At 46.3% G+C, this 12122-nt stretch carries 9 protein-coding genes; 4 read left to right on the top strand and 5 right to left on the bottom strand.

Annotation, left to right across the window (positions count from 1 at the left end; translation table 11 throughout):
* Nucleotides 1-190 precede the first annotated feature (190 nt).
* The 3 genes from H9X86_RS10880 to H9X86_RS12885 form a co-directional block, all read right to left on the bottom strand.
* Nucleotides 191-1294, bottom strand: a complete 1104-nt coding sequence (locus H9X86_RS10880; protein WP_204901547.1) for an ATP-binding protein — start codon at nucleotides 1292-1294, stop codon at nucleotides 191-193.
* A 107-nt stretch (nucleotides 1295-1401) separates the two neighbouring features.
* The gene (locus H9X86_RS10875) at nucleotides 1402-2073 is read right to left on the bottom strand and encodes a response regulator transcription factor (protein WP_204901546.1); all 672 of its coding nucleotides are present in this window, start codon (nucleotides 2071-2073) and stop codon (nucleotides 1402-1404) included.
* Nucleotides 2074-2505: 432 nt separating this feature from the next.
* The gene (locus H9X86_RS12885; RefSeq protein WP_204901545.1) at nucleotides 2506-6267 is read right to left on the bottom strand and encodes an AAA domain-containing protein; all 3762 of its coding nucleotides are present in this window, start codon (nucleotides 6265-6267) and stop codon (nucleotides 2506-2508) included.
* Between the two features lie 579 nt (nucleotides 6268-6846).
* Here H9X86_RS12885 and H9X86_RS10865 point away from each other — a divergent pair.
* The 4 genes from H9X86_RS10865 to H9X86_RS10850 all read left to right on the top strand — a co-directional run bounded on the left by H9X86_RS10865 (nucleotide 6847) and on the right by H9X86_RS10850 (nucleotide 10357).
* Nucleotides 6847-7743 carry an AbiTii domain-containing protein gene (locus H9X86_RS10865; protein WP_204901544.1) on the top strand — a complete coding sequence of 299 codons (897 nt, stop codon included), beginning with the start codon at nucleotides 6847-6849 and terminating at the stop codon, nucleotides 7741-7743.
* Nucleotides 7744-7933: 190 nt separating this feature from the next.
* On the top strand, nucleotides 7934-8935 hold the full coding sequence (locus H9X86_RS10860) for a hypothetical protein (RefSeq protein WP_204901543.1): 1002 nt from the start codon (nucleotides 7934-7936) through the stop codon (nucleotides 8933-8935).
* A 73-nt stretch (nucleotides 8936-9008) separates the two neighbouring features.
* Complete coding sequence (locus tag H9X86_RS10855; RefSeq protein ID WP_204901542.1) at nucleotides 9009-9548, top strand: hypothetical protein; 540 nt, start codon at nucleotides 9009-9011, stop codon at nucleotides 9546-9548.
* Nucleotides 9545-10357: a HipA domain-containing protein gene (locus tag H9X86_RS10850; protein ID WP_204901541.1), complete on the top strand. Its 813-nt coding sequence runs from the start codon at nucleotides 9545-9547 to the stop codon at nucleotides 10355-10357. Before H9X86_RS10855 ends, H9X86_RS10850 begins: the two co-directional genes overlap by 4 nt.
* Nucleotides 10358-10518: 161 nt before the next feature.
* Here the strand turns inward: H9X86_RS10850 and H9X86_RS10845 are convergent, their stop codons facing one another.
* Together H9X86_RS10845 and H9X86_RS10840 are read right to left on the bottom strand one after the other, a co-directional pair.
* A complete protein-coding gene (locus H9X86_RS10845) occupies nucleotides 10519-11409 on the bottom strand; it encodes an IS3 family transposase (protein ID WP_204901540.1) in 891 nt (296 codons plus the stop codon).
* A partial coding sequence (locus H9X86_RS10840; RefSeq protein WP_204901539.1) for a helix-turn-helix domain-containing protein occupies nucleotides 11406-12122 on the bottom strand: 717 nt, incomplete at its 5' end. The genes H9X86_RS10840 and H9X86_RS10845, both read right to left, overlap by 4 nt.

Genomic DNA, 12122 nt, shown 5'->3' with positions numbered 1-12122 from the left:
GGCTGAAGCTGAGGCGGATGGAGTGGGGGATGGGGGTGGCGCATCGGAGCCCGTACTACACCCCATCAGGATCCAAGCAAGAATCATACCTAGAATTAGCAGTTTGTTCATCTCATAACCTCCAAAAAATTCTGGCATAAGACCTGTTCGCCTTATGCCAGAATCATAATGGAAGTATCTCAACAAATTCTCAAATGCAGCAGATTTTTACGGTGACCTGTGCGCCGCCTTCTGCGCTGTTTGCAAGGTGTAGGCTTCCGCCCAGTTCTTCTGCCAACACATGACAGATGTATAGCCCCAGTCCAAAGTGTGGAGTACTTCCCAGTGGGGGTTTCTCTCCCCGGTAGTAGGGAGCGGAAGCGTATTGCAAGTCTTTTTGGGAAAATCCAATGCCGTCGTCTGTGATCGAGAGTGTAAGAACATCTCCTTCTCGATCCAGAGATACCGCAATCTTGTGTTTGGCGTATCGGGCGGCGTTGGAGAGAATGTTTTCGTAAATCTGTAGGAACGCCTCCAAATCCATCACCAGCAGTTGTTCCGTGATAGAGGAATGAAACTCAACCTCCCCATGTGGGAACAGAAGCTGTGCGGTTTCTGAGATTGCCTCTGTGATGCGCTGGGCAGGAATTTCCCGAGGACGGGGATCGTAATCTTCCAGACGCTGCAAATCCCCCATGGTGGACACATAGGAATTGAGGCGCTTTATTTGCTTTTGAATGGAGGTGATGGACTCCAAAAGTCCTGGTTGTGCCTCCAGATGATCCCCAAGCTCATGGACCAGCAAATCGGTATGCCCCTGAATGACGGTGAGTGGTGTTTTCAAATCGTGGGCAAAGGCAGCGTTTAGCCGTTTGCGCTCCTCCACGGCGTTCCACATATTCCGATTGTTTTGAACCAGTTCCCGTCTCATAATCTCAAAGGCGTGACACAGGCGACCCAGCTCGTCCGTTCCACTGTCAGCAATTTGAAAATCCAGATTGTTGTCTGTGATCTCCTGTGCGGCATGGTTCAAAATTGACAGCGGCTTTTTGATTTTCCAGTGATAAAAAATCAAAGCAGCCAGTACCAGGCATACGGAATACCACAGAATTGCAGCAACATCCTCCAAATTTCCAAAGAAGGCGTAGGCCTGACGGTCTCCGTCCTGAAAATCTTCTGCGTCCACCAAAGTGACCTCTTGCCAGAGTGCCATATCATCCGATTCTGTCAACGGAATTTCATCGGTGAAAACCATGTCTTCTGGGGGAATATACACCGTCATTTCGTATTTGTCTTCAATTTCGGCACGGCTCACTTGGGCGACCCATACCGTCAATTTGGACAGAGAAAGGGCAGCCGCCAAGCAAACAAGACCACACACCATGAACGCCATGGGAATGGATGCTTTGCTCATCCATGTCTTTATGCAACCCATTTGTAACCAATCCCCCATACTGTCTCAATACATGGTTCACATCCAGCCTGAGTAAATTTCAACCGAATTTTTCGGATGTGCTCCATGATTACCGTATCGTCCCCGGAGCCTTCCAGCCCCCACACCCGGTCGTAGATACGGCTACGTTCAAAGGTTTGGCCCCGATGGAGAGACAGCAGCTGAATGATGTCAAACTCCTTGCGGTTGAAATGAATGCTTTTGTCACCCACAAAGACTTCTCGAGCCGAGTAGTCAATGGTAATTGATCCAAACACTTTTCTCTGGATGTCCTTGCTGCGGCGTTCTCTGCGCAGGTGTGCTTGGATGCGGGCATTTAGTTCAGGCAGGGAAAAGGGTTTTGTGATGTAATCATCTCCACCTGAGGCGAATCCTTCGATTTTATCGGCATCTTCATCTCGAGCTGTTAAAAATAAAATGGGGCAGGAAACCATGTCACGGATGGCTTTGCACGTTTCAATTCCGTCCATTTGCGGCATGTTGATGTCCAATAGAATCAAGTCTGGTTTTTCGCTTAGCTTCTCTATGGCTTCTGTTCCGTCCATAGCACAGCTGACCCGATAGTTGTTTTGGAGCAAAAAACGTTGAAGCATGGTAATGATTTCGCTTTCATCATCCACCAGCAATATGTGATATGCCATGTGTAACACCTTCTTTCGTTGCACATTATAATTTGATTTTCGGGAAATGGCAAATGGGAAACGGAAAATGATAGGCTCGAATGCGAAAAAAGTTTTTGGAAGGTGCATCCCAAAACTGCAGAATAGATACCAATATTTGGACGCAACAGAACTACATGACATATCCAGATGGAAAGGAGCATGCATGATTCATGGATCGTGTGTGGCTCGAAACCGATAAGGGCCTGTTGCAAAGCCCCTCAGAATAACAAAGTGAGAGGCAACCCTTTTGGGGATGGCCTCTCGTTTTGTTTGCGGCGCAATTTGCTTGTACAGACAAATTAAAACCAGAAAAAGCTGGGAACGAAGCTGGAATACGGACGTCTACAAACTCGTGTGTCTGAGGAAATAACAGCGTAGCCGATGGGCCATTTTAGTTAGTCCCTAATGCGACTAGCTTTGACGGTTACAGGAGGCGTCCATGATGGCTTTAGCCTCACGAATATATCGATTTTCCTTCCAAACCCGCTGGTCTCCAATAATATATAGCCGATATTTTGCACGGGTAGCCGCTACATTGACTATATTGCTGTTCACAAACCTCTTTACGGCATAGGAGTCTTTTTGTTTCAAATTACAGCCCAGAAGAAAGATGACCTCATCTGCCTCTTTTCCTTGAAATTTGTGAACGGTTCCGATGTTGGAACTAAGCCACGGCCCCAAGGCTTTACTTTTCGTGGACAGGGCGGAATCTGGATGGCTCTTGGCATACTGAAGCAGCTCATTTCGTATGCCGTTCACCACTTGAGTAAATGGAGAAATGATATATAGATTGGGAAAATCAGCCTGTTGAAAAGCCAGTTCCACCAGTTCGCAGGCTTTAGCACCTTGTGTAGGGACATAGTGGTTTTTCATCCCTTTTTCCGTGCCGGAGATATCGATCCATTGGGAGTTCTTGAGTAGGAACATGGCTTCTTTTTTCTCCGACGGGCGAAGGGTTTGTTGCTTCATCATGCCATCATAGGATATTTGATTGGAAATATCATACATTGGTGAGAGGCAACGCCTGTGCACCAGTAAAGGACACCCCACCCAGTCTGGATAATCGGTTCCGTTGTGAAAGAATGTACCAAATGGGTTAATAATATCCCCACAACGCTGGACGGATAGAGACTTATCCTTGTAATTTTGATAAACTGGCTCGGAATACGCTGCCTTCAACAGATTCAAATCATCGGTGACAACTGGTTCTACCTGTTTCGGGTCTCCCACAATCAGCACCCGTCTTGCCCGGTATATGGCGCCTACCGCCATTTGTGGCTGGGCTTGTCCGGCCTCATCAATCATTAGGGTACCGATGGAACCTGGTTCCCTCATATCCTTTAACAAACGCCCAACAGAGGCAAAGGTAGAAGAGATCACGGGTGTTAACAAAAATAGCGTTTGGAACAGGGAACTGGCCATTGCCTGACGATCGTCCTCGTGGAAAACGATACGCTCTGCGTCACTCTCTGTCCGAAGACCCCAGTATTGCCCCAGAATACACAGGTTTGTTCGGCAGCATTTGGAACTGAGCAAAAATTCTTTGGTCATTTGAAGCGCAAGATAAAACAGTTTTTCTCGTTCACGATTGTAGTGCTGGGTCACCCAAGGGTTGACCAGCTGCGCTTGTGTGGAGGGGGCTGGGTCGTGGGACAAAATATCCGAAATCAGCGCATCGTCTATGGGCGTGGCCCAATTCGTTTGAGATGCGCCCCGAAATTGCTGCATAAGCAGATCACATGCCTTTGCATATTCGTCCGCTTCTTTTTTTGCTGCCTCCGTTTCTTGGTGCAGGTGTTGGATTGTCATACGCAGCTGCTTCTCCCGCTGTTGCAGGGTTTTCAGAATGTTTTCCTGCTCCGCAAGCCTTTCTGCGGTGTTGCTTCGAATCTGTTCTGCACAGGCCAGGTCGGCTTTTGCCAATTGAAGTTCGGAGTCAGATTGAGCAGCGGATACAGCGCATTCCTCGGCGTTTCGTGTATAGGATGCGCCCAACTCCATGGCTGCCTGGTATTTGCTTTTCCGAAAAAATTTGCTTAAATAACACACGGATTTTTCTGCCTCTAATGCTTTCCGCCTGTATTCCAATTCCTGATCCCGGATCGCCTTCAGCGAGTTCTGCAGCTGACCAACCCGGTGGGAGCAGTGAGCAACCTTGGCAGATGCATCATCATATGCTGTCCTGGCAGCGCCCAGCTGTTCTTCCACATCCTGAAGCTTGGATGCAAGGCTGCGTAGTTTTGAATTTGTATCAGCCGTTCTCTGCTTGTTGCGGTCTTCTACCATTTGATACCGCTTGGATGCTTCATGCGCTGCCTGTATACGATTGGAGTAAGAGGATAGATCGTCTCGCATTGCCTCAACACGTTGAAGCTGTTCCAGAAAATGGTCCTGAGCGCGCCGATAACATTGGACACGCTCTTCGATGCTTTGATTTCCCTTCATAAAATCCTGCAAAAGGGGTTTGAGCACGTCATAGTAAAAGCTTTTGATGTTGGATTTCTTCCCCAGAGGAGCTGCAATTAACCCCCAGGCATCCGCATCGCATTCAGGGGAACCAAACAGCTTTTGTGCATAACCTGTAAAATAAATTTCAGGATATTCACCCGTTCGCTCTGTATCGTTTTTGTATAGGGGAATCTTTTCGGTCGAAGGGGAAATGGAAAAAAGGGCAGAGATCTCCCTTAGCTGTTGCTGCATATCCTCGTCGTCACGATGTGTGCCTTCTGTTTGAACCTTTAGCTGACTGCTGATACCGCTGCTCAAGGGCAACTCTTTGGTAATATTTTCGACGGCGGTGTTGTTGCAAGACACCACGAGTACACCATGTGTTCCGATTTGGTCGTTCACAAAGGAAAACCAACGGGGAAAGAATTTGGAATACGCACCGTTTTTATCCCCGTGTTGGAACTTGTGTGCTTCAAACGCTTGGTCGGGCTCATCGTATTGGCTTAATAGTCTTGCCTTTTCCACGATATGCTCTGCGATAACTTCCTTCAGCATTGTTGTTTTCCCGGTTCCGGGGGGACCGTTGACCGAAAAAATGTTACCAGCTTTTCCGATCACCCCTTGATCTGTGTCAGAGATGGCAAGGTTGATGGCCACTTGCTGCATCAGTGCAGGCATATATCGGGACGGCCACTTTCCCAAAGGTGCATTTTGAATGTCCAGAATATCCGTGAGTGTACGGAAAAATGCTTCTCGATCACTGGGCTTTACCAGATCATGACGTTCCCATTGGTTGTGTTCGTGATAGGGGGCACAGATGTATTCCACCAGCTCCTGCAGGATTCCGGATGTGAAAGCCTGGCTGTTTACTTGAATTCGATCTTTCACCAACTTCAGATCGTTGGAAAAGAAATCATGGCTTAACCCTAGGTAATTGTCGTCCTCATACTTTTCTTTTGATGCGTCATCCACAAAAAGCTGAAATTTCATGGAAGCCGTTAGATCCATATCGGTTCCAGCGGAGCATACAAAAAATGTGCCATAGGTTTTTTCCAGTTTTTCTTGAATACGGGTAATGTCCGCCATCGTGACGGCATCTTCGTTCCATTCGGAATCGGTGGTCTCATCAGTGGAACAGGAACTAAGGAGGACGGGAACTTCATCGGAGGTATGATCTTCTCCAAACAATTCTTTTTCTAGACTTTTTAGGTCAGAAGTGTAAGCGTGCTCGGACAAAAGAGACGATATGGGTGTATCTTTTTTGTCATATACTTGAGATAATGCCCAGACAATGGTAGACAGGGAGAGAGAATGGGAAATATAGTTGCCCCTTTCGTCACACTGGAAGCTGAGTACGGGAATATCATCCGTGCTCTCTTCTGCTTGTTGCAGTTCTAAGGCTCCAAGCTGTTCTGCGAGATGTACGATACATGTCTGACGTTTTACTTTTCCCACATAAAACGTCAGATTTCCCCAGGTGCTCATACCGCATTCGCCGGCTTCCTTTACAATCACGGAATGGATGTCATGCAGGCCATTCAGTGGTGTGTATACGGTAATTTGTTTCCTGGAAGCGTTTTTTTGCTGCCTGGATTTTTTGTATTGGAGTAGCTCCTGTGTTAGTTTTCCGGCATTCGTACAGGCTTCGTAGGAGTCTTGTCCAAGGAATTCAATGGTATGCCAGTATTCCAAAATACTGAGGGCAGTCTGCTCTTTGTTTGTCACGGTTTCACACCCTCCATCCATCATCTTTTCGTGAGACGAAACATTGTTTGAATCGACCATATCGCTGGGCCCTAGTTTCTTAAAGTCTGTGTGGATATTACGCCTTTTTCGGTTGCCTGTCAGGGGTGAGAAAAACGGCAATCAAAATCCGGTCGGTATAACAGCTGTTTACAGCTATTATACCTTAAGACTGTTTTCAAAGAAAGAAGGAGTTGAAAATATAGAAGTGGAGAAAGCGCCTCGCTGCCGGAATCAAATCCAGTGGTGAGGCGTTTCTTCATCCATGGAATTATGCCAGTTTTTAAAATGAGTTTTATGATGAGTATTTAGAAATTGCGCCGCCGAAAACAAAAAGGGTGAGGTACATGGTGTGCCGGTCCGTGTTCCTTGGTGAGCATTGACAAGATGAAACGCCTGTTCTACAATATAACTCAAGTGGAAGCCAAACTTGCAACTTTCCGTTGAAATCCAGCCCCGGGGCGATTTCGGACACTCAAAGGTTTTCGGAAGATGGTGCTGTTCTAGTAGCGTGGGCGTACATCTTTCTACGGAAAGTGGAAAGGACACATAGGTGAGGTAATGAGTAGTATTGTTTTAGAATTACAACAGGAAGTATTAAAACCTGAATGTGATATTTTGAATGCGCTAAGAAAGGCGCATCTGATTGCTTCGAAGCTGAAATTACAAGAGTTTGATGCATGGATTATGTACGAATTGGATGGATACCCTGATGCTGCTGACAGGAGGTTGCCAGAGTATCGCAAAGTTGCTGGTGTTCTAAAAGCCTGGAATCCGCGGTTAGGATGGATTCCTGTGATGATTGGAAATAGAGAAGTAGAAGCTCAGATATGTACCGCAGATATGGATCAACCAATTAGCGAGATAGTTGAATTATATAAATCTTGCAAAACCTATATCAGACTAACATATTCGGGAGCGGCAATAGATTTTCTGAATAAAAGCTGCAATACACCAATTTTAACCAATTATGAGTTGCATGTCGGAGCGCACCACTTGAAGACAATTATAGATAAGGTGGCAAATTGTTTACTAGAATGGACAATTCGTCTTGAGAGTGAGGGCGTTTTGGGAGAAGGTATGCGATTCAGTCAGGAGGAAACAGTCATGGCTCAAAATGTTCCGCAGACAATTAATAATTATTATGGAACTGTTGTTAATGGGGAAGTCAAACAATCTCAAGTCATATCTGGAAATCAAAATACAATCTCGTTCAACTATGGCCATGCAAATGACTTGCTCCAAAAGGTTAAGAAAGCCATTAGGGATGAGCTGCCATCTGGCGAAGACAGAGAAACGGCAGATGAGCTGATTGCAGAAGTAGAGACAAAATTAGCTGCTCAAGTAAAGCCTGGGATTATTAAAGCAGCATTGACTGGCTTGAAAGAATTTTTAATTAGCTCAGGAGCAAATGTAGCGGGTGCATTGCTTGTAGATTATTTGCAACAGGTATTTTGATCAAGAATACAATGGGGGCCTGCCAATGTTAACGAATCTAGTATAGTGAGGAAAAGAAGTGTAAAATAATTAATTGGATAATATCTGTGAGTTTCAGTTTGCACTAAATAGTGCATTGATGAGGATTCCTTGGTGGTGTTTTCTAGAGACGGTCTGTAAGGGAGAAAAAACTCATAAGGGAGATGGAAGTATGCGGGAGAAAGAGGATAGGGTAAAGACCTTGGGATTGCTTTTGGAAAGAATTCCTGATGTACCCTGTTATAACAACGAATTTCTGAGAAAGCATGTGCGAGGGATAATGAGTCTTTTTAGGCTTGATGATACAGATTGTGAGTTGTTTTGGAAATGTATGCGGGTTTTCGATGCTTGTGGCGTGGATTATTATGACGAATATATCAACTTGATCTGTGGACGTTATGGTAGCTTCGAAAATGGGTTTGTAGAATGGATTGGAGCTAAAACATCATATTGGAACAACAATTTCCGTAGTCGAGAAGAATTAAATCATGTAATCAATTTACTTCGTTTCTTTGAAATGAAAGAATACCAGGGGATTTCCATTGAGAAATTTGAAGAAGCATACAAGCGGTTTGATGTATTGGGGTCGGAGGCTAAGGCAAGAAAGTGGAAAAGCGAAAATGAAAGGTCTCAAGAAATACTAGAGGAAAAGCTGGATTCATACTTTAACTTCTCTGAATTTTCAAACTTCAGATTCAATATCATAGCGGAAGAATTTTTGATTGCATCTAAAAACAGTATTTCAATTAATGATGCATTGCAGTTAGCAAAAAATGCACCCAAAAGTACATATGTCGTGATCCTATGGAACAGTGGCTTTGTATGTAAAATTGGAAAGACAACCCAACCTCTGAGTTATATAGAGCTGCATAGAAAGAAGCAAAATGCGGAGTCGGCATATTTTATGACGGTGGATGATGACTATGCAGACGATCTGGTAGTGTTTTTAAAAGTGTCCTACGAAGTGGGGCTAGATTCTATACGACTATCCGGTCTTAATCGAAAATACGGGACGCAGAAAAAAGCAATCTACGCATACAAAAAATCTGTAGCTAAAACACGGAAGGAAGTTATAGCTGCAATTGCCAAAAGTAAAATGATGACCATAGAGCTTCCGAATGGGCAAATTCTAGTTGATAAGCCTTTGTTACACAGATCTCTATGCTCGGATTAAAGGGCTAGTATGATTAATAGAAGATGGTTGAATATTCGGTACGAACACTATATAATTACATTGAGGTGATCGTATGGAAACCCGCACGGCAAAAGTGAATTTCAGTCTCGCTGGCGGAACTGCTGGAGAAGGGGCAAAAACCTGTAAGGTAACCCTGCCCAATGCATGGCTGGCCGAGCTGGGAATAGACCAGGCCCATCGCCAGATCGAGTTGAAGTTTGATGGCACCCAAATCACGCTGGTACCGTATTTGGATTTCGATCAATTCATGGAGAGTAAAAAAGCCCAGGGTCACAAGCTTTGTTTGCTACGCTTCTATGATGGAAACCGGCTGTGTTCAACCATTGCCGCAGATATGACTGACCATTCTCTCCGGGTTTGGAACGAGGGTGTGGAACTGGTCAAGACAGCTTTCGGGGAAAAGCTGATGCCTTCTTGGGATGACTTAGAACTTTTTTTGGAGGAACGATGTGTGCCCAGAGAACGCTCAGGTATACGAGAGTATTTGGATGCCATCGGCGTTTTGGAGTACGATCCTTTGGAGATCATCCGCAAGACTCGAGGCCGTATGGCAGAGGACCAACAATGGCTGGAGGTAGAGGAAATCCCATGACAGTCCGATTTACAACCAATGAAAAAATTGCGGAAACCTCATCCAAGGGGAATCAGGAGAAGTGGCAGGAGGAAGGACGATGGTACAAGCTGGACCAATTCGGCTATGAGGCTTTGGCGGAGACAGCCATCTCAACCTTTCTATCCTTCAGTAACCTGGAGGTAGACACGCCCTTCCGTTTTGTGCGGTATCGGATGGAGCGAATCCATGTCCATGGACGTGAGAGGACCGCCTGTAGCAGTGAGAATTTCCTGAAAGAGGGGCAGTCCATCATCACCCTCAGCCACCTGCTGCGCCGTCACGAATCGAAACCGCTGCGGGAACTCCTGACGGTGCTTCCCAGTGACAAGCAACGCATTACTTATCTTGCCCAGCGTACAGCCGAGATCACGGGACTGAGGGAGTTCCCGCAATATCTGACGTTACTTTTCGAGGTGGATGCTCTCTTTCTCAATGACGACCGACATCTGAACAACATTGCGGTGTTGTATCAGGACGGGAAATACGATTATTGCCCCATCTTTGACAATGGGGCCGGGCTGCTGTCCAACACGCAGTTCTCGCCCATGGACATTGAGCCCAAGGCACTGATACCTGATCTCGTGGCTCGCCCCTTCAACACCAGCTTCACCCGTCAGCGTAACACGGCTCGAAATCTGTACGGCGCACAGCTGAAAATGCCCCGTTTGACCAGGGTGGAAATCTGTCAAGTGCTGGAGCCACTGCTGCCGTACTATGCACAGCGGGATCGGGGGTACATCACTGACCATGTCTGTGCAGTCATACTGGCAAGGCAGAGAGTATCGTGAAAAAGAGAGGATTCTTGCGCCGCTGAAAACAAAAAAGCCGAAAACTACATCCAAAAATACAAAACAGAGGTCTTCCGGTTTGTGAACCGCTCCCCGTCAAGAGGACAGTGAAAAAATATAAAGTTTTCCCGGCCAGCAACCTGTGTGTTGCCGGCCGCTTTTTATGCAGCGAGATACAGTTCATGCTTTTCCATGGGTGTCAGCACACCCAGATTTCGCTGCACTCTCCTGGTGTTGTAATAGTGGATGTAATCTTTGATCATCTGGATAAGTTCTTTCTTGCTGGTAAAGCGTCTGCCGTAGTAACGCTCCCGCTTTAAGATGCCCCAGAAACCTTCCATGGGGCCGTTGTCAATGCAGTGGGCCACACGGGACATACTCTGCGTCATCCCCGCCTGCACGAGCTTGTGGTGAAACGTTCGGTTGGTATACTGAAAGCCTCTGTCACTGTGGAACAAAGGGTGAGCACCCGGATTTGCCTTTACAGCCTTATCAATGGTTTTGAATACGAGAGGGTTATCGTTGCGTTCCCCAATGACATAGGACACAATACGCCGATCACAAAGGTCCAGAATGGCACTGAGATAGATCTTGTGTACTTCTGTTCCCTCATACCACTTGAACTCGGTCACATCGGTCAGCCATTTTTCATTGGGCTTGGTGGCATAGAATTGGCGGTCCAGCAGGTTTTCAGCCAGATGCTGAGGGTTCTTGGCTCGTCTGGTACAGCTGTGATTGCTGTACTTTACGGTAGAGCGAATATTTCTAGCCCGGCAAATACGAAGCACTCTCTTGTCATTAACATGAATTCCATAGTCATGGCGCAAGTCGTCGTTTAGCCTGCGATAACCTTTGTCTGGGCTTTCAGAATGGATTTTCTCAATTTTCTCTGCCAACTGCTCATTTTCTGTTGCTCTGCGGCTCAACCGTCCAGAAACCCATTTGTGGTAGGCGGAACGGGCCACATGGAGCAGCTTGCAGGCTGTTTCAATGGGAAAATCCACCTCCTCATGGTATTCCCGAATAGCCTGATATGTACGGCGCTGTCTCACTTCTTCCAGGCCTCTCTCCTCTCGATCTCGTCCAATTTTTTTAGCAGACCATTCTCCATTTCTGCCAGATATAGCTTGTGCTTGAGTTGCTCAATTTCGATTTGGGCTTTCTCAAGTTCGGTGCGAGGGGCTTGATCTTTCTTCCGGCGGCCCCGCCGATCCTCCAATCCCGCCTCTCCCATCTGCTCAAACCGAAGAGTCCAATTCCGAACCTGTTGATAGCTAACCTGGTATTTCAGGGCCATTTCTCCGTAATTCTTCCCACTTGCAATGCAATCGTTAACGATTTGGATGCGCTCTTCCTGTGTCGTTTCCCGTCCTTGCTTCATGTAGCTTCCTCCTCCTGAGTATTTGACGGAGTTGAAGTCTCCATGAGCATTATACACCTTTATCCACTCTCTGAACTGCGTATGACTCCGAATGTGATATTTTCTGCAAATATCCGACTCGCCTCCAGCACCGGATAAATAGTCTTCCACAGCAGATTTCTTTAATTCTGGGCTGTACACACGATTTTTATGTGGCAGAAATGCATCCACCCCATCTATCTCATAGTTACGCACCCACTGTCCCATAGTCTTGTGAGAAACTCCAGCCCTCCGTTCCGCCTCACGCATACCAATGCATCCATTGATGTAATCTTGTATGATTGTGACCTTTGTCTCTATACTGACCTTTTGTTTCTGTGGCATAGCAATGCTCCCCCTATGTTT

Origin of the sequence: Pseudoflavonifractor capillosus, from assembly GCF_016902575.1 — a bacterium.
GTDB lineage: Bacteria > Bacillota > Clostridia > Oscillospirales > Oscillospiraceae > Enterenecus > Enterenecus capillosus_A.
Note: the sequence above shows the minus strand (reverse complement) of the source record. Positions and strands in the feature narration are given on the sequence as shown.